We start from the raw sequence: 17,003 nt of genomic DNA, 5'->3' as shown, positions 1-17,003 counted from the left end.
GCAGGAGCAGCGTTGACCACCTACCGCCAGCCGGGCCTCGTCCTCACCGACCACCGCTTCCCCGTCCCCCTCGACCACGCCCGCCTCGACGGCGAGCGGATCGAGATCTTCGGCCGCGAGCTCGTCGCGAGCGGGAAGACCGAAGGGGACCGGGAGCGGCTCCCCTGGCTGGTCTACCTGGAGGGCGGGCCCGGCTTCGGCGCCCGCCGCTTCGTCGGCCCGCAGGCCTGGCTCGGCCGGGCCGTACGCGACTACCGCGTCCTCCTCCTCGACCAGCGCGGCACCGGCCGCTCCACCCCGGCCAACCGCCAGACCCTGCCCCTGCGCGGCGGCCCGCGCGAGCAGGCCGACTACCTCGCCCACTTCCGCGCCGACTCGATCGTCAAGGACTGCGAGCTCATCCGGCGGCGGCTCACCGGCGGCGCGCCCTGGACCGTCCTCGGCCAGAGCTTCGGCGGCTTCTGCGCCACCCACTACCTCTCGACCGCGCCCGAGGGCCTGGCGACGGTCCTCGTCACCGGTGGCCTGCCCTCCCTGTACGCCACGGCCGACGAGGTCTACCGCGCCGCCTACCCTCGCATCCGGCGCAAGAACGAGGCCCACTTCGCCCGCTATCCGCAGGACGCCGAGCGTGCCCGGGCGATCGCCGCGCACCTCCTCGACCGCGAGGTCACCCTCCCCGGCGGCGGGCTCCTGACCGTCGAGGCGTTCCAGTCCCTCGGCATCCTCCTCGGTTCCGGCGACGGCACCCACCAGCTCCATCTGCTCCTGGAGCACGCCTTCGTCCCCACCCCGGGTGGTCCGGCGCTCGCCGACGCCTTCCTGGAGCAGGTCCAGGCCCACCTGTCGTACGCGGGACACCCGCTCTACGCCGTGCTCCACGAGGCCATCTACGCCCAGGGGCAGGGCCCCACCGACTGGGCCGCCGAGCGCGTCCGGGGCGAGTTCCCGGAGTTCGACGCCGCCTCCGCCCTCTCCGGGGGCGAGCCCTTCCTCTTCACCGGCGAGACCGTCCACCCCTGGCACTTCACCACCGACCCCGCCCTGCGCCCGCTCGGCGAGACCGCCTCCCTCCTCGCCGAGCGGGAGGACTGGGCCCCGCTCTACGACCCCGAGCGCCTCGCCGTCAACGAGGTCCCGGTCGCCGCCGCCGTCTACCACGACGACCTCTACGTGGACACCGCCCACTCGCTCGAAACGGCGGACGCCGTGCGCGGCCTGCGGACCTGGGTGACCGACGAGTTCGAGCACGACGGGGTACGGGCCGGCGGCCCGCGCGTCCTCGACCGGCTGCTGTCCCTCGCCAGGGACGAGGTCTGATCGCCCGGGACCGGTCGTGGTGGCCCAGGACCGGGACCGGTCGTGATCGCCCGGACCCTGTCCTGATCGTTCGGGCATAGGATTCGGCGCGCAATCGACCAGCAATGCGGCCGCGGGTGGCGCGGTGCGTGTGAAGGGGGCCCGGATGGCGGCGCGACGCGAGACTCCGGCGTCCGGCCGGGAGCTGAAGTTCCGGGCCCTCATGGCCGAGCTGCGGCGCGGAATCCTCGACGGCACCTGGCCGCCCGGCAGCAAACTCCCCACCGAGCGCGCCCTCGCCACCGAGACGGGCCTGTCGGTGACGACCGTCCGCCGCGCCTACGAGGACCTCGTCGCCCTCGGCCTCGTCGAGCGGCGGCAGGGTGCGGGCTCGTTCGCCGCCAACCGCCCCGAGCGGGACGGGACCGGCCGGCGGATCGTCGGCGTCCTCGTCCCCGACACCACGTTCTACTACCCCCGCGTGCTCCAGGGCATCGAGAAGGAACTCGCGGCGGACGGCGCCCGGCTCGTCCTCGCCTGCTCCCATTACGACCCCGACGAGGAGGACGCCGCCGTCGAGCGGCTCCTCTCCGACGGCGTTCACGGGCTCCTCCTCGTCCCGAGCCTGCACACCGCCACCGATCCCGGCCGGCGCGCCGAGGAACTCCTCGCCCTGCCCGTGCCCGCCGTCCTCGTCGAGCGCCGGCTCGCCGCCCACGGCCCGGGCGACGCGACCGAGCACGTCTGCACGGACCACGAGGGCGGCGCCTACGACGCCGTGCGCCATCTGAGCGGCCTCGGCCACGAGCGGCTCGGTCTCGTCGCCCGGACCGACGCGCCCACCACCGCGCCCATCGAGTCCGGCTTCGCGCGGGCGCTCGCCGACCTCGGACTCCCCGAAGCGCCGCCGTACGAGCGGGACGTCATGGCCCGCTGGGACCCGGACCGCGCCGACCGGGCCCTGGCAGCCCTGCGGGCCGCCGGGGTCACCGCCGCGCTCTGCTTCGGCGACCGGGAGGCCGCGCTGATGCTCGGCGCGGTCCGCCGGGCCGGGCTCCGGGTGCCCGAGGACCTGGCCCTGATCAGCTACGACAACGAGTTCGCCGATGTCGCGGAGACCCCGCTGACGGCCGTCTCGCCGCCCAAGTACCAGCTCGGACGGCTCGCTGCGCAGATCCTGCTCCGGCGCCTCACGGAGGGCGAGGCCGCCCCGCTCCACCAGGTGCAGCTGCGGCCCCGGCTCGTCGTCCGCGCCTCCTGCGGGGGCGGACGACGCGGCACCGGCGCTCTGGGGAGCGCGGAAAAGTCCAAGCGGTGAGTACCTATTGCTCATGGTGTGCTCCTGCTCCGGGCCGGTAGAACTCGGTCCGGACCCCACTGGGGAGTCCGCGAGGAGAGGACCCGCACCATGAGCACCCACGTCACGGCGGAGATCGCCAGCCAGCCCGACTGCTGGCGCCGGGCCGCCGAGGGCGCCGACCGCCACGCCGCCCGGCTGCCGCGCAGGGGCGAGCGCGTCGCCGTCGTCGGCTGCGGCACCTCGTACTTCATCGCCCGCGCCTACGCCGCGCTGCGCGAGTCCCTCGGCGCGGGCGAGACCGACGCGTTCCCCGCCTCCGACCGGACCCCGCTCGGCCGCGGCTACGACCGGATCGTCGCCCTCACCCGCTCCGGTACGACCACGGAGGTCGTGGACCTCCTCGCCGGCGCGGCCGGCCGCATCCCGACCCTCGTGCTCACGGGCGTCCCCGACAGTCCGGCGGGACGGCTCGCCGACGAGCTCGTCGACCTCGCCTTCGCCGACGAACGCTCCGTCGTCCAGACCCGGTTCGCGACGACGGCCCTCCAACTCCTGCGCGCGGGGCTCGGGGTGGACCTTGCCCCCGCGATCGCCGACGCGGAACTCGTGCTGTACGAGCGGCTGCCGGCCGCCTGGGAGCGGCGCGGCCAGTTCACCTTCCTCGGCACCGGCTGGACCGTGGGTCTCGCCGACGAGGCGGCGCTCAAACTCCGCGAAGTGGCCCGCGCCTGGACGGAGTCGTACGCGGCGATGGAGTACCGGCACGGCCCGATCAGCATCAGCGACCGGACCAGCCTGGTCTGCTGCCTCGGCCCGGCCCCCGCGGGCCTCCGGGACGAAGTCGAGTCCACGGGCGCCCTGTTCGCGGCCGACGCGATCGACCCGGTGGCCGCGCTCGTCCGTGCCCAGCGGCTCGCGGTCGCCCTCGCGGACCGGCGCGGCCTCAACCCGGACCGTCCGCGGCACGTGTCGCGCTCGGTGATCCTCGCCGGAGCGTTCCGCCCGGCTGCCTCCGAAGCGGCCCGTATCCTGCGCTCATGATCGAGAACGACGCCACGGACCTCCTGGACATGCCCCGCGACTGGCAGCGCGCCCTCGCCGTCGTCGCCCACCCCGACGACCTGGAGTACGGCTGCGCCGCCGCTGTCGCCGACTGGACGGACGCCGGCAAGGAGGTCGTCTACGTCCTCGCCACCCGTGGCGAGGCCGGCATCGACACCCTCGCCCCGGACGTCTGCGGCCCGCTCCGCGAACAGGAACAGCGGGACAGCGCCGCCGTCGTCGGCGTGGAGACCGTCGAATTCCTCGACCACCGCGACGGCGTCGTCGAGTACGGGCCGGGGCTGCGCCGCGACATCGCGGCCGCGATCCGCCGCCACCGGCCGGAGCTCGTCGTCACCCTCAACCACCGCGACACCTGGGGCGGGGGCCCGGGCGCCCCCTGGAACACCCCCGACCACCTGGCCGTCGGCCGTGCCACGCTCGACGCGGCGGCCGACGCCGGCAACCGCTGGATCTTTCCCGAGCTCACCGAGCAGGGGCTTGAGCCCTGGGACGGTGTGCGCTGGGTGGCGGTCGCGGCGTCCAGCACCCCGACCCACGCGAGCGACGCGGCCCCGGGCCTGGACCGCGCGATCCGCTCGCTGCTCTGCCACCGCGCCTACATCGAGGCCCTGACGGACGAGGACCTGGAGGAGTACGTCCGCTCCTTCCTCACCGCCACGACGAGCCGAGCCGCCGCCCGCTTCGGCGGCCGCCCGGCCGTGACGTTCGAGCTCTTCGCCCGCTGACGGCGGAGCCGGAGCGGGGCCCGGCTCACCCCATGGGCGCGGGCTTCAGCACCGCGAAGGGCGCGCCGAAGGGGTCGGCGAGCCAGGCGATGCGGCCGACGTCCGGGACGTCGGCGGCCGGCAGGAGGACCGAGCCGCCGTTGCCCTGGGCCGAGCGGGTGATCGCGTCGACGTCCGCGACCGCGAAGTACGGGATCCAGTGGGGTGTCTCCCCCTGGAGTTCGGCGGCTCCGCCGAAGGAGGCGTCCTCCTGGTCGCCCTCGGCGGTGGAGATCACCCGGTACGTCATGCCCGGTGCCGCCATCTCCGCCCAGCGCCAGCCGAACAGCGTCCGGTAGAAGGCGAGGACGGACTCCGGGTCGGTGACGTGGAGTTCCGTCCAGACCAGGGTGTTGTCGGAGGAGGTGCGCTCCAGACCGCGCACGGTCCCCGGCTGCCAGACGGCGAACTGGGCGCCGCCGGGGTCGGTGAGGGCGGCCATGCGGCCCGCGTCCATGACGTCGAAGGCCGGGAGGCGCACCGTGCCGCCCGCGGACTCGGCGGTCTTCGCCGTGGCGTCCGCGTCCGGCGTCTGGAAGTACACCGTCCAGGCGCTGCTCGCGCCCTCCTCGGTGAGCGGGCCGAGCGCGGCGACCGTGCGGCCGTCCTGCTGGAAGAAGCCGTAGCCCCCGGCGTCCGGTCCCGCCGAGCGGAACTCCCAGCCGAGGACGGCGCCGTAGAAAGCGGCGGCGGCCTCGGTGTCGGGGCTGCCGAGATCGATCCAGCTGGGGGAACCCGTGGTGAACTGCGTACCGAGCATGGGAGGTGTCCTGTCCTTCCGTCGTCCGTGCCTGCCGGAGTCGTGGCCGCGGGGTCGTGCCGCCGGAGCCGTGACTGCCGGGGTCGTGCTGCCGGAGCCGTGCCGCCGGTACCACCGGCTTCCGGTCACCATGACCGATCCTCACCCCTGCGTCGCGGCGGCGCAGCCGCAGCACCCCCGGTTCATCCGCGCGGGCGACCGGCCACCGTGTCCTCCAGGTCGCCGAGCAGCAGCTCGGTGTTGATCGCCACACCGGCCCGGTAGCCCAGGGCGACCGCGTTGACGACCTGCTCCTGCGGGCCGGTCACGTTCCCGGCGGCCCAGACGCCGGGAACGCTCGTGCGGCCCGTCTCGTCCACCGTGACGAACTCCCCGAACGGCGTCTCGCTCAGCGCCGCCCCGAGCTGCCGCAGGACGCCGTCGCGGGGCGCGAGGCGGTCGGCCGCGGCGAAGACCACCGAGCGGGCGACCACCCGGCCGTCGGCGAGCCGCACCCCGGTCAGCCGGTCGTCCTCGACGACGAGCCCCGCCACCTCGCCCGCCACGACCGTGACCCCGGCCGCGTCGAGCAGCGCCGTGTCGTGCGTGGAGAGCGCGTCGGCCGTGTGCAGGAAGAGCGTCACGTCACGGGACCAGTGGGCGACCATCAGCGCCTGGTGCGCGGGCATCCTCGGGTGCGCGATCACGCCGAAGGCCTGGTCACGGACCTCCCAGCCGTGGCAGTACGGGCAGTGCAGTACGTCGCGGCCCCAGCGCTCGGCGACCCCGTCGAGCTTCGGGAGCTCGTCGACGAGTCCGGTCGTGACGACGAGCCGCCGCGCCCCCACGGCCGTACCGTCCGCGAGCGACACGGTGAACCCGCCCCGCCCGTCCGGCGCCGCGCCCGTCACCCGCCCGGCCCGCCACTCCACCCCGTACGCGGCGATCTCACGCCGCCCCGCCTCCAGGTACGCGGCGGGGCTCATGCCGTCCCGGGACAGGACCCCCTGCATGTGGGCCGCAGGCGCGTTGCGGGGCTCGCCCGCGTCGACGACCAGCGTGCGCCGCCGCGACCTGCCCAGGATCAGCGCGGCGCTGAGGCCCGCCGCACCGCCCCCGATCACGACCACGTCGTACCGCCCGTCCGGCTCCGTCAGCTCCGGCTCCTTCATCTCCGGCTTCGTCATCTCCGGCTTCGTCATCTCCGTGCTCCTCATGGTCGCGCTCATGAGGGAAGAGTCGCTTTCACCGAATCGAACGGCAACTCTTCTTGCTGTTTCTGCAAGACTGTAGCCATGACCGAAGACGACGACCGCATCGACGCCGTGCTCAACGAGGTCGGCCCCCGGCTCCGCCGCGTCCGCCGCGACCGAGGGGTGACCCTCGCCGAGCTCTCCGCCGCCACCGGCATCTCCGTGAGCACCCTGTCCCGGCTGGAGTCCGGGCAGCGCAAGCCCAGCCTCGAACTGCTCCTCCCGCTCGCCCGCGCCCATCAGGTCCCCCTCGACGAGCTGGTCGGCGCCCCCGCCGTCGGCGACCCCCGGGTCAAGGCCCGGCCGATCGTGCGCCACGGCCGCACGATGTACCCGCTGACCCGGCAGCCCGGCGGCCTCCAGGCGTACAAGGTGATCCAGGAGAAGCCGACCGAGACCCCGGAGCCCCGCGTCCACGAGGGGTACGAGTGGCTGTACGTGCTCTCCGGGAGGCTGCGACTCGTCCTCGGCGAGCACGACGTCGTCCTCGCCGCCGGAGAGGCCGCCGAGTTCGACACGCGCGTCCCGCACTGGTTCGGCCCGGCGGGCGACGGGCCCGTGGAGTTCCTCAGTCTCTTCGGCCCGCAGGGGGAGCGCATGCATGTCAGGGCGCGGCCGAAGAAGTCCGGCTGACGTGCGGGGGAGGCGGGTCGAACCGTCCGAAGAAGTCCGGCCGGCCCCGTTCCCCCGCGGACAAGCGACCGCTTAGTATGCCACCGACCACCCGGTACGGAGGAGGCTCGCGGATGCAGGCATGGCGTGTGTACGAGAACGGCGAACCAGGCGCGGTGATGCGCCGCGAGGAGGTGGAGCCGCCCACGCCCGCCGACGGGCAGGTCCTCCTCAGGGTCCGCGCCGCGAACGTCAACTTCCCGGACGCGCTGCTCTGCCGCGGCCACTACCAGGTCAGGCCCCCACTGCCCTTCACGCCCGGCGTGGAGCTCTGCGGCGAGACCGAGGACGGCCGCCGTGTGATCACCACGGCCGCACTCCCGCACGGCGGCTTCGCGACGTACGCGCTCGCCGACGCCGCCGGGCTGCTCCCCGCCCCGGAGAGCCTCGACGACGCCGAGGCCGCCGCGCTGCACATCGGCTACCAGACCGGCTGGTTCGGCCTGCACCGCAGGGCCGCCCTCCAGGAGGGCGAGACCCTCCTCGTCCACGCCGCGGCGGGCGGCGTCGGCAGCGCCGCCGTCCAGCTCGGCAAGGCGGCCGGCGCCACCGTCATCGGCGTCGTCGGAGGACCGGAGAAGGCGGCCGTCGCCCGCGCCCTCGGCTGCGACCTCGTCGTCGACCGCCGCTCCGAGGACGTCGTCGCCGCCGTCAAGGCCGCGACGGGCGGCCGGGGCGCCGACGTGATCTACGACCCCGTCGGCGGCGAGGCCTACCAGCAGTCCGCCAAGTGCGTCGCCTTCGAGGGCCGGATCGTCATCGTGGGCTTCGCGAGCGGCACCGTCCCCACGCCTGCCCTGAACCACGCCCTCGTGAAGAACTATTCGGTGCTCGGGCTCCACTGGGGTCTGTACGCGGCCAAGGACCCGGCCTCGATCGCCCGCTGCCACGAGACCCTCACCACCTACGCCGCCAAGGGCCTCATCAAGCCCCTCATCGGCGACCGCGTCCCCTTCGCCGGCGCGGCGGACGCCGTCCAGCGCGTCGCCGACGGCACCACCACCGGCCGTCTGGTCGTCCTCCCGGAAGGAGCCCGCGCGTGACCGACGCAGAAGAACTCATCGCCCTCACTCGGCAGCTGCTCGCCGACCATCCGCCCGCCACCACCGACCGCACCGACTTCCTGCGGGCCCGCTTCGACGCCGGACTCGCCTGGGTGCACTACCCCGTGGGCCTCGGCGGACTCGGCGCGCCGCGCTCCCTCCAGGCCGTCGTCGACACCGAACTCACCGCGGCGGGCGCCCCCGACAACGACCCGCGCCGCATCGGCATCGGCCTCGGCATGGCCGCCCCCACCCTCCTCGCCTACGGCTCCGAAGAGGTCAAACGCCGCTTCCTCCGCCCGCTGTGGGTGGGCGAAGAGGTCTGGTGCCAGCTCTTCAGCGAACCCGGCGCCGGCTCCGACCTCGCCGCGCTCGGCACCCGCGCGCTGCGGGACGGGCAGGACTGGGTGATCGACGGCCAGAAGGTGTGGACCTCCAGCGCCCACGTCGCCCGCTGGGCCATCCTCATCGCCCGCACCGACCCGGACGTGCCCAAGCACCGGGGCATCACCTACTTCGTCTGCGACATGACGGACCCCGGCGTGGAGGTCCGGCCGCTGCGCCAGATCACCGGCGAGGCGGAGTTCAACGAGGTCTTCCTCACCGGCGTCCGGATCCCCGACGCCCATCGCCTCGGCGAGATCGGCGACGGCTGGCGGGTCGCGCAGACCACCCTCATGAACGAGCGGGTCTCCATCGGCGGCTCCCGCATCCCCCGCGAGGGCGGCATGATCGGGAAGGCCGCCACGACCTGGCGCGAGCGCCCCGAGCTGCGCACCCACGACCTGCACCGGCGCCTCCTCGACCTCTGGGTCGACGCCGAGGTCGCCCGGCTCACCGGCGAACGGCTCCGGCAGCAGCTCGTCGCCGGCCAGCCCGGCCCCGAGGGCAGCGCGATGAAGCTCGGCTTCGCCCGGCTCAACCAGGCCATCAGCGGCCTGGAGGTGGAACTCCTCGGCGAGGAGGGCCTGTTGTACGGAGACTGGGAGATGCGGCGCCCCGAGCTCGTCGACTTCACGGGGCGCGACGCCGGCTACCGCTATCTGCGCTCCAAGGGCAACTCGATCGAGGGCGGCACGACCGAGGTCCTGCTCAACATCGTCGCCGAACGGGTCCTCGGTCTGCCCTCCGAGCCCCGCAACGACAAGGACGTCGCATGGAAGGACCTCGCCCGATGACCGAAGCGACGGAACAGCCGGCACAGAGCGACCTGCTCTACTCCGAGACCGAGGACGACCTGAGGGCCGCCGTCCGTGCCCTGCTCACCGACCGGGCGGGCCACCAGGACCAGCTCGGCCGGATCGAGACGGACAGCCCGTACGTCCCCGGGCTCTGGAAGGCCCTCGCCGGTGACATGGGCGCCGCCGGACTCCTCGTACCCGAGAAGCTCGGCGGCCAGGGCGCGAGCCACCGCGAGGCCGCCGTCGTCCTGGAGGAGCTGGGGCGCGCGGTGACCCCGGCGCCGTACCTCACGAGCGCGGTCGTGGCCACCGAGACACTGCTCGCCCTCGCGGGGGAGAGCACCCCGGCGGCCGAGCTCCTGTCCGGGCTCGCGAGCGGCCGCGGCGTCGCCGTCCTCGCCGTACCCCTGTCGGCCTCCCCGTACGCGGAGCCGTCGGCGGGGTCGTCCGTCAGCGGTGTCGCGGACGCCGTCGCCGCCGACGTCCTCCTCGTCCTCCGCGCCGACGGCCTGTACGCCGTGCCGGCCGGGGAGGCGACCGTCGAGCCGCAGACGCCCCTCGACCTCACCCGCCCGCTCGCCCGCGTCACCACGGAGGCCGGGACCGGCACCCGGCTCGCCGGACCGGACGAGGCCGGCGCCGCGGTGCGCCGCGGGCTGCTCGCGGGAGCCGGACTGCTCGCCTCCGAGCAGCTGGGGCTCGCCGAGTGGTGCCTGGAGGAGACCGTCCGCCACACCCGCGAGCGTCACCAGTTCAACCGCCCGGTCGGCTCGTTCCAGGCGCTGAAGCACCGCATGGCCCAGCTGTGGCTGGATGTCGTCGGCGCCAGGGCGGCGGCCCGCGCCGCCGCCGACGCCCTCGCCACCGGCAGCCCGGACGCCCCGCTCACCGTGGCGGTCGCCCAGGCCTACTGTTCCAAGGTGGCCGTCCGTGCCGCCGAGGAGTGCGTACAGCTGCACGGCGGAATCGGCATGACCTGGGAGCACCCCGCGCACCTGGCGCTCAAGCGGGCCAAGTCCGACCAGCTCGCGCTGGGCTCGGCGGGCCGCCACCAGGACGCGATCGCCGCCCTGGTCGACCTCCCGGCTCCCGCCTAGGGAACCTGGAGGCCGCCCGGTAAGGGGCCACTGTGTCCGCACCCCTTTACATACTGTTTAATTGCGAGTTGTTCGCAATAACAGTTGATCTCCAAAAGGGGTGTGGACACGATGACCGCCCGATCCATCCGCGGCACGGCCGCCGCGATACTCGCGGGGGCCCTGACCCTCGCGGCGGCGGCCTGCACGAACCCCGGCTCCACCGCCGGGGCCTCCGGCGGCCCCAAGGATTCCGCGGTCGTCGGCATCGCCTACGAACCCGAGACGCTCAGCCCCCTCCTCGGCTACGGCAAGGACGGCAACTCCAAGATCTTCGACGGGCTCCTCGCCTTCGACGAGACCATGAAGCTGAAGCCGGCCCTCGCCGTGAAGCTGCCGCACGTCAGCGCGGACGGCCTCACATACACGTACACGCTCCGCGATGACGTGACCTTCAGCGACGGAGCGCCCTTCACCTCGAAGGACGTCGTCTTCACCTACCGGACGATCCTCGACCCGAAGACGAACAACCCCTCCCGCACCGAGCTCGACGCGGTCAAGTCCGTCGAGCCGGTCGGCGACGACACCGTCGTCTTCACCCTGAAGTACCCCTACGCGCCCTTCGCCGAGCGCACCGTCCACGCCATCGCGCCCGAGCACGTCGCCGCGAAGCAGGACGTCAACACCGGCGCCTTCACCACGCGGCCCGTCGGCACCGGACCGTACGTCCTCACCGGCTGGTCCAAGGGCGAGAAGCTCACCTTCAAGGCCAACCCCACCTACTGGGACGGCGCGCCCGCGGTGAGGCGGTTCACGATGGCGATCGTCAAGGACGACGACGTCCGCGCGACCCGGCTGCGCGCCGGCGACCTCGACGGCGCCATCCTGCCGCCCAACCTCGCCGCCGGCTTCACGGGCGACAAGAGCAAGCGCACGTACGAGGCGAAGACCTACGACTACCGCACCGTCACCCTCCCCACCCACCACCAGGTCACCGGCGACACCGCCGTCCGCCGCGCCCTCGACATCGCCGTCGACCGGCAGGCCATGGTCGACAAGATCCTCGAAGGGGCGGGCAAGCCCGCCTACGGGCCCGTCCCCACCGACAGCCCCTGGTTCACGAAGGGCACCGAGCGCCGCCACGACCTCACCGGCGCGCGGAAGATCCTCGACGAGGCCGGCTGGAAGCCCGGCCCGGACGGCATCCGCGTCAGGAACGGCGTCCGCGCCGAGTTCCCGCTCTGGTACCTCTCGGGCGACAAGCTCCGCCAGGACCACGCCCTCGCCTACGCCTCCGACGCCAAGAAGGCCGGCATCGCCATCACCACCCAGGCCGGCACCTGGGAGGTCATCGAGCCCCGTATGAAGACCGACGCCGTCCTCGCCGGCGGCGGCTCGCCCGGCGACCCCGACTTCGACCAGTACCTGCTCCTGAAGTCCTCCCTCGGCGGCGACGGCTTCAACAACATGGCCTGGTACGACAACAAGACCGTCGACCGCGCCCTGGAGGACGGCCGCCGGACGAACGACACCGCCGAACGCCGCGCCGCGTACGACACCGTCCAGCGCGAACTGGCCGCGAACCCCGGCTACACCTTCCTCACCCACATCGACCACCTGTACGTCGTCAACGACAGCTGGGACGGGCTCAGCACCCAGATCGAGCCCCACGACCACGGCCTCGCGTCCGGCCCCTGGTGGAACGTCGAGTCCTGGAAGCCGAAGCAGCCGAAGAAGTCGGGAGCGACCGAGCAGTGAAGCGCCGCCTCCCCTGGGGGGCCATGGCACGGATGACGGGACGGCGCGCCCTGGCCGCCGTCCCCGTCCTCCTCGCCGTCACCTTCGCGGTGTTCGCCGTCGCCGAAGCCTCCCCCTTCGACCCGGTCAAGGCCTACGCCGGCACCGCCGGACTGACCGCCTCGCAGGAGAACCTCGACCAGCTCCGCGCCAACCTCGGCGCCGACCAGCCCCTCCTCACCCGCTGGTGGGAGTGGCTGACCTCCGCCGTCACCGGCGACCTCGGCGACTCCTCGGTCATGCGCCGGCCCGTCGCCGAGGTCATCACCGAGCGCCTCGGCTGGTCCGTCCTCCTCGCCGTCTCCGCCTTCCTCGTCGCCATCGTCCTCGGCACCCTCCTCGGCGTCCTCGCGGGCCGCCGCCGCGGCGGCCTGACCGACCGGGCCGTCAGCTCCGCCGCGTACACCCTGGAAGCCGCCCCCGCCTTCTGGCTCGGCCTCCTCGCGATCTGGTTCTTCGCCCTGAAGCTCGGCGTCCTGCCGGCCGGCGGACTCACCGACACCGGCAGCGACACGGTCACCGCCGGCCAGGTCGCCCGCCACCTCGTCCTGCCGGCGCTCGTCCTCGGGATCTCCCAGCTGCCCTGGTTCTTCCTGTACGTCCGCCAGGGCGTCGGCGACGCCCTCGACGAGGACCCGGTGCGCGGCGCCCGCGCCCGCGGCCTCAGCCGCCGTACCGTCCTCACCGGCCACGCCCTGCGCTCCGGAATGCTGCCGATGCTCACCCTCATCGGCTCCCGCGTCCCCGAACTCATCACCGGCGCCCTGCTCGTGGAGACCGTCTTCAGCTGGCCCGGGATCGCGGCGGCGACCGTCACGGCCGCCACCTCCGTGGACTTCCCGCTGCTCGCGGCCCTCACGGTCCTCGCCACCGCCGCCGTCCTCCTCGGCAACCTCCTCTCCGACCTGCTGTACGGCCTCGCCGACCCGAGAGTGGGCTTCGATGGCTGACCAGCGCACCCACCGCCTGCGGCTGTGGACCTCCGCCGTGACCGTCGGCGTCATCCTCCTCGCCGTTCTGCTCGTGCCCCCGCTCGCGCAGCTCGACGAACAGGCCGTCGACCTCTCGGCGAAGCTCCTCCCACCGTCCTGGGACCACCCCTTCGGCACCGACGACCTCGGCCGCGACCTGCTCCTGCGCTGCGTCTACGGGCTGCGGATCTCGCTCCTCGTCGGCCTCGTCGCCGCACTCGTCGCCACCGTCGTCGGCACCGCCGTCGGAGCCGCGGCCGGAGCACTCGGCGGCTGGACCGACCGCTGCCTCATGCGGCTCGTCGACGCCTTCTCCTCCGTGCCGCACCTGCTCCTCGGCATCTTCGTCGTGGCGCTCTTCCGGCCGGGCGTCTGGCCGGTCATCGCGTCCGTCGCCGTCACCCACTGGCTCTCCACCGCCCGGATCGTCCGCTCCGAGGTCCTCTCGCTGCGCACCCGGCCCTTCGTGGACGCCGCCGTCTCCGGCGGCGCCTCACGGTGGCGCGTCACCGTGCGGCACCTGCTGCCCGCCGTCCTGCCGCAGGCCGGGCTCGCCGCCGTCCTCATGATCCCGCACGCCATGTGGCACGAGTCGGCGCTCTCCTTCCTCGGTCTCGGCCTCCCCAGCCACCAGGCGAGCCTCGGCAACCTCGTCCAGAACGCCCGCTCCTCGCTCCTCGCCGGGGACTGGTGGCCCACCCTCTTCCCCGGCCTCCTCCTCATCGTGCCGACCCTCGCCATCGCGGGCCTCGCGGGCGTGTGGCGGGACCGGCTCAACCCACGCCGCCGATCGGAGCTCATGCTGTGAACGCCGCCGACCGCACGGTCCTGCGCGCCCTGGAGGCCGTCACCGCCGAGCGCGCCGAGGACGCCGTCCTCAGCGTCCGCGGCCTGACCGTCCGCTTCCGGCTGCGCGGCGGCCGGACCGTCGCCGCCGTCAGCGACGCCGACTTCGACCTCGGCGCGGGGGAGTGCCTCGCGCTCGTCGGCGAGAGCGGCTGCGGCAAGTCCGTCCTCGCCTCCGCCCTCCTCGGCCTGCTCCCGGGCAACGCGGAGACCTCCGGAACGGCCCTCCTGGAGGACGCCGCAGGAGCCGGACCCACGGACCTCCTGGCCGCCGACGAGAAGACCCTCGCCCGCACCGTACGGGGCCGGCGCGTCGGCCTCGTACCGCAGAGCCCCGCCGCCCACCTCACCCCCGTCCGCACCGTACGGTCCCAGCTCGAGGAGACCGTACGAGCCCTCACCGGCACCCCGCGCCGCGCGCGGCGGAAGGCCGCCGAGGACGCCGCCGAACGGGCCGCCTTCCCCGCCGGCCACCTCGACCGGTACCCCCACGAACTCTCCGGCGGCCTCGCCCAGCGCGCCGCCACCGCCCTCGCCCTCATCGGCGACGCCCGCCTCCTCCTCGCCGACGAACCGACCACCGGACTCGACCGGGACCTCGTCGACCGCACCGTCGACGAACTACGCCGCCACGTCGACGAGGGCCGGGGCCTGCTCCTCATCACCCACGATCTCGCCGCCGCCGCGCGCATCGCCGACCGCGTCGCCGTCATGTACGCGGGCCGGATCGTCGAAGTCGCCCCCGCCCACCGCTTCTTCGGCCCGACAGGGCCCCGCCACCCCTACGCGCGCGGGCTCCTCGACGCCCTCCCCGACCGCGCGTTCACCCCCGTCCCAGGGCTGCCCCCGGAACTCTCCGCGCTGCCCGACGGCTGCGCCTTCGCCACGCGCTGCTCCCTCGCCACCGACCTCTGCGCCACCCGCCCCGAGCCGCGCGCCGGGGTGGCCTGCCACCACCCGGAGCCGTCCCGTGCTTGAACTCGACTCCATCACCGCCGGATACGAGCGCCGCGCCCCCGTCTTCCACGGAGCCTCGCTCACCGTCGCCACCGGCGAGTCCGTCGGCCTCCTCGGCCCCAGCGGCTGCGGCAAGTCCACCCTCGCCCGGGTCGCCGCCCTTCTCCACCGCCCCGACGCGGGCCGCCTCGTCCTCGACGGCTCCGAGATCCGCGCCTGGCGCCACCGCGCCCCGCGCGAACACCGCACCGCCGTCGGCGTCGTCTTCCAGCAGCCCCGCACGGCGGCCGACCCCCGCCTCACCCTCGCCGATCTGATCGCCGAACCGCTCCGCGCGACCGGCCGCCGCGCCGAGGCGGCCGACCGGGTCGCGGCACTCGCCCCGGCCGTCGGCCTCACCCCCGACCTCCTCGTCCGCCGCCCCCACGAGGTCAGCGACGGCCAGCTCCAACGCGCCTGCCTCGCTCGCGCCTTGACCCTGCGCCCCCGCTGGCTGATCTGCGACGAGATGACCGCGATGCTCGACGCCTCCACCACGGCGGCGCTCGTCGCCGCCGTCGAGACCTACCGCGCGGAGACCGGAGCGGGCCTGCTCGCCGTGGGCCACGACCGCGTCCTGCTGAACCGCTGGTGCGACCGTACGGTGGAGTGGAAGGACTGCCTGCCCGCCGAGGAGAACCCGTGACCACCCCCTGGGGCCGCGCCGCCGACGACGATCCCCTCGACGGGCTGCGCGCCGCGGTCACCGCAGCCGGCTGCGGCTTCGAGCCCCAGGGCGGATACGAGGACCGCTGCTGGCTCCTCCACTCGGTCCACGACGGTCCCGTACGGCTCCGCTGGGACGAGGTGCTGTCCCGAGCCGGGCGACGGCTGGCCGACTGGCCCGGCACCCTGTCCCACCTGGTCTTCGAGGGCGTGGAGGGGAGCGACGACCTCGAAGGACCCGACCCGGCGGAGCCGGACCGCGCGTGCCTGGCCCTGCTCGTCGAGCACCTGGTCCGCAGCGGCCCCCAGGGGCCGGACACCCCCTGCGCGGGCGTCCGGGCCCCCGTGGCGACGTCCTTCGAGGAGCGGATGCTCCACGGCGAACGGCTGGTCGCCCGGCGCGGCCGGCTCGGCGACGCCCTCGCCCACCACGACGCCATGCCCGACGGGTGGTTTCCCGCCACCTGGTGGGCGACGGACGGAAGCTGGCTTGTAGGGTCTCAGGCTCCGTGGCCAAATCTCAGGACGGTTGGCCACGGGCCTTGACCCCGGGTCTTGGACACCGGAGAGACTTGGATCTTGATGGTCCAGGAGAACGGAGTCCCCGTGGGGATGAAGCACTACCCCGCCGAGTTCAGGGCGGACGCGGTCGCGCTGTACCAATCCCGTCCGGGAGCGACGATCAAGTCGGTCGCCGCTGATCTCGGGGTGAACACCGAGACACTGCGGAACTGGATACGGGCTGCCGACGGCCGCCGCTCCGGTGCCCGCTCCGCGCCGCCGGCCACTGCGCAATCTGGTGGTAACGCCGTCCAGGCGGAGCTGGCCGCGGCGAGGAAGAGGATTCGCGAGCTGGAGGAAGAACGAGACATCCTCCGCAAGGCGGCCCGGTATTTCGCCGGGGAGACGCGCTGGTGAACCGCTGCCAGTTCGTTGACGATCACCAGCGCCGATACGGCGTCAAGCGGCTCTGCGACATCCTCGGGATCGCCCGCTCGAGCTTCTACTACTGGCGCCCCACCGCCCCGGACCGGGCGGCCCGCCAGGCCGCCGAGGCCGAAGTCGCGGCCCGGATACGCCAGGTCCACAAAGACTCCGACGGCACCTACGGCGCCCCGAGGATCACCGCCGGGCTCCGCGACGAGGACGGCCTGGTGGTCAACCACAAGCGCGTCGCGAGGATCATGCGGACCATCGGCCTTGAAGGCGTCCGCCTGCGGCGCCGGCACCGCACCACCGTCCGGACCCGGCCGCCGCGAAGGCACCGGACCTGATCGGCCGGGACTTCACCGCCGTGGTCCCGAACACGAAGTACGTCGGCGACATCACTTACCT

The 17,003-nt window shown here is 74.0% G+C and carries 18 protein-coding genes; 16 read left to right on the top strand and 2 right to left on the bottom strand.

Going from position 1 to position 17,003, the window contains the following annotated elements; genetic code table 11:
- Positions 1 to 12 precede the first annotated feature (12 nt).
- The 4 genes from ACWFR1_RS11050 to ACWFR1_RS11035 all read left to right on the top strand — a co-directional run bounded on the left by ACWFR1_RS11050 (position 13) and on the right by ACWFR1_RS11035 (position 4,389).
- Positions 13 to 1,320, top strand: a complete 1,308-nt coding sequence (locus ACWFR1_RS11050; RefSeq protein WP_453549046.1) for an alpha/beta fold hydrolase — start codon at positions 13 to 15, stop codon at positions 1,318 to 1,320.
- Between the two features lie 145 nt (positions 1,321 to 1,465).
- Positions 1,466 to 2,617: a substrate-binding domain-containing protein gene (locus ACWFR1_RS11045; RefSeq protein ID WP_453549044.1), complete on the top strand. Its 1,152-nt coding sequence runs from the start codon at positions 1,466 to 1,468 to the stop codon at positions 2,615 to 2,617.
- A gap of 90 nt (positions 2,618 to 2,707) precedes the next feature.
- Positions 2,708 to 3,640, top strand: a complete 933-nt coding sequence (locus ACWFR1_RS11040) for an SIS domain-containing protein (protein WP_453549042.1) — start codon at positions 2,708 to 2,710, stop codon at positions 3,638 to 3,640.
- Positions 3,637 to 4,389, top strand: coding sequence for a PIG-L deacetylase family protein (locus ACWFR1_RS11035; protein WP_453549040.1), 753 nt, complete (start codon positions 3,637 to 3,639; stop codon positions 4,387 to 4,389). The genes ACWFR1_RS11040 and ACWFR1_RS11035 overlap by 4 nt, the downstream gene beginning before the upstream one ends.
- A 25-nt stretch (positions 4,390 to 4,414) precedes the next feature.
- On the opposite strand, the gene ACWFR1_RS11030 is transcribed toward ACWFR1_RS11035, so the two are convergent.
- Both ACWFR1_RS11030 and ACWFR1_RS11025 read right to left on the bottom strand, forming a co-directional pair.
- Positions 4,415 to 5,188, bottom strand: coding sequence for a VOC family protein (locus tag ACWFR1_RS11030; RefSeq protein ID WP_453549038.1), 774 nt, complete (start codon positions 5,186 to 5,188; stop codon positions 4,415 to 4,417).
- A gap of 182 nt (positions 5,189 to 5,370) precedes the next feature.
- Positions 5,371 to 6,339 (bottom strand): NAD(P)/FAD-dependent oxidoreductase, encoded by a 969-nt coding sequence (locus ACWFR1_RS11025; protein ID WP_453549268.1) that lies wholly within the window; start codon positions 6,337 to 6,339, stop codon positions 5,371 to 5,373.
- Positions 6,340 to 6,462: 123 nt separating this feature from the next.
- On the opposite strand from ACWFR1_RS11025, the gene ACWFR1_RS11020 reads away from it, so the two are divergent.
- The 12 genes from ACWFR1_RS11020 (at position 6,463) to ACWFR1_RS10965 (ending at position 16,942) form a co-directional block, all read left to right on the top strand.
- Entirely contained in the window at positions 6,463 to 7,053 is a 591-nt protein-coding gene (locus tag ACWFR1_RS11020) for a helix-turn-helix domain-containing protein (RefSeq protein ID WP_453549036.1), read from the top strand.
- Between the two features lie 113 nt (positions 7,054 to 7,166).
- Positions 7,167 to 8,135, top strand: coding sequence for an NADPH:quinone oxidoreductase family protein (locus ACWFR1_RS11015; RefSeq protein WP_453549034.1), 969 nt, complete (start codon positions 7,167 to 7,169; stop codon positions 8,133 to 8,135).
- Positions 8,132 to 9,313 (top strand): acyl-CoA dehydrogenase family protein, encoded by a 1,182-nt coding sequence (locus ACWFR1_RS11010; protein ID WP_453549031.1) that lies wholly within the window; start codon positions 8,132 to 8,134, stop codon positions 9,311 to 9,313. The genes ACWFR1_RS11015 and ACWFR1_RS11010 overlap by 4 nt, the downstream gene beginning before the upstream one ends.
- Complete coding sequence (locus ACWFR1_RS11005) at positions 9,310 to 10,413, top strand: acyl-CoA dehydrogenase family protein (RefSeq protein WP_453549029.1); 1,104 nt, start codon at positions 9,310 to 9,312, stop codon at positions 10,411 to 10,413. Before ACWFR1_RS11010 ends, ACWFR1_RS11005 begins: the two co-directional genes overlap by 4 nt.
- A gap of 111 nt (positions 10,414 to 10,524) precedes the next feature.
- Complete coding sequence (locus tag ACWFR1_RS11000) at positions 10,525 to 12,150, top strand: ABC transporter substrate-binding protein (protein WP_453549027.1); 1,626 nt, start codon at positions 10,525 to 10,527, stop codon at positions 12,148 to 12,150.
- Positions 12,147 to 13,139 carry an ABC transporter permease gene (locus ACWFR1_RS10995; protein WP_453549025.1) on the top strand — a complete coding sequence of 331 codons (993 nt, stop codon included), beginning with the start codon at positions 12,147 to 12,149 and terminating at the stop codon, positions 13,137 to 13,139. Before ACWFR1_RS11000 ends, ACWFR1_RS10995 begins: the two co-directional genes overlap by 4 nt.
- Positions 13,132 to 13,968: an ABC transporter permease gene (locus ACWFR1_RS10990; protein ID WP_453549023.1), complete on the top strand. Its 837-nt coding sequence runs from the start codon at positions 13,132 to 13,134 to the stop codon at positions 13,966 to 13,968. The genes ACWFR1_RS10995 and ACWFR1_RS10990 overlap by 8 nt, the downstream gene beginning before the upstream one ends.
- A gap of 20 nt (positions 13,969 to 13,988) precedes the next feature.
- A complete protein-coding gene (locus ACWFR1_RS10985; protein ID WP_453549265.1) occupies positions 13,989 to 14,984 on the top strand; it encodes an ABC transporter ATP-binding protein in 996 nt (331 codons plus the stop codon).
- Complete coding sequence (locus tag ACWFR1_RS10980; RefSeq protein WP_453549021.1) at positions 14,977 to 15,648, top strand: ABC transporter ATP-binding protein; 672 nt, start codon at positions 14,977 to 14,979, stop codon at positions 15,646 to 15,648. Before ACWFR1_RS10985 ends, ACWFR1_RS10980 begins: the two co-directional genes overlap by 8 nt.
- Positions 15,645 to 16,214, top strand: a complete 570-nt coding sequence (locus tag ACWFR1_RS10975) for a hypothetical protein (RefSeq protein WP_453549017.1) — start codon at positions 15,645 to 15,647, stop codon at positions 16,212 to 16,214. Before ACWFR1_RS10980 ends, ACWFR1_RS10975 begins: the two co-directional genes overlap by 4 nt.
- Positions 16,215 to 16,280: 66 nt before the next feature.
- Entirely contained in the window at positions 16,281 to 16,586 is a 306-nt protein-coding gene (locus tag ACWFR1_RS10970) for a transposase (protein ID WP_453549015.1), read from the top strand.
- Positions 16,583 to 16,942, top strand: a complete 360-nt coding sequence (locus ACWFR1_RS10965; RefSeq protein ID WP_453549012.1) for an IS3 family transposase — start codon at positions 16,583 to 16,585, stop codon at positions 16,940 to 16,942. The genes ACWFR1_RS10970 and ACWFR1_RS10965 overlap by 4 nt, the downstream gene beginning before the upstream one ends.
- Positions 16,943 to 17,003: the final 61 nt, after the last annotated feature.

Source organism: Streptomyces sp. NPDC055103 (genome assembly GCF_053607625.1).
Note: the sequence above shows the minus strand (reverse complement) of the source record. Positions and strands in the feature narration are given on the sequence as shown.

Bases quoted from the DNA above. Each gene is read 5' to 3' on its own strand.
- ACWFR1_RS11045 (WP_453549044.1), top strand. From the start codon at position 1,466: ATGGCGGCGCGACGCGAGACTCCGGCGTCCGGCCGGGAGCTGAAGTTC.
- ACWFR1_RS11040 (WP_453549042.1), top strand. From the start codon at position 2,708: ATGAGCACCCACGTCACGGCGGAGATCGCCAGCCAGCCCGACTGCTGG.
- ACWFR1_RS11035 (WP_453549040.1), top strand. From the start codon at position 3,637: ATGATCGAGAACGACGCCACGGACCTCCTGGACATGCCCCGCGACTGG.
- ACWFR1_RS11030 (WP_453549038.1), bottom strand. From the start codon at position 5,188: ATGCTCGGTACGCAGTTCACCACGGGTTCCCCCAGCTGGATCGATCTC.
- ACWFR1_RS11025 (WP_453549268.1), bottom strand. From the start codon at position 6,339: ATGAAGGAGCCGGAGCTGACGGAGCCGGACGGGCGGTACGACGTGGTC.
- ACWFR1_RS11020 (WP_453549036.1), top strand. From the start codon at position 6,463: ATGACCGAAGACGACGACCGCATCGACGCCGTGCTCAACGAGGTCGGC.
- ACWFR1_RS11015 (WP_453549034.1), top strand. From the start codon at position 7,167: ATGCAGGCATGGCGTGTGTACGAGAACGGCGAACCAGGCGCGGTGATG.
- ACWFR1_RS11005 (WP_453549029.1), top strand. From the start codon at position 9,310: ATGACCGAAGCGACGGAACAGCCGGCACAGAGCGACCTGCTCTACTCC.
- ACWFR1_RS11000 (WP_453549027.1), top strand. From the start codon at position 10,525: ATGACCGCCCGATCCATCCGCGGCACGGCCGCCGCGATACTCGCGGGG.
- ACWFR1_RS10990 (WP_453549023.1), top strand. From the start codon at position 13,132: ATGGCTGACCAGCGCACCCACCGCCTGCGGCTGTGGACCTCCGCCGTG.
- ACWFR1_RS10970 (WP_453549015.1), top strand. From the start codon at position 16,281: ATGAAGCACTACCCCGCCGAGTTCAGGGCGGACGCGGTCGCGCTGTAC.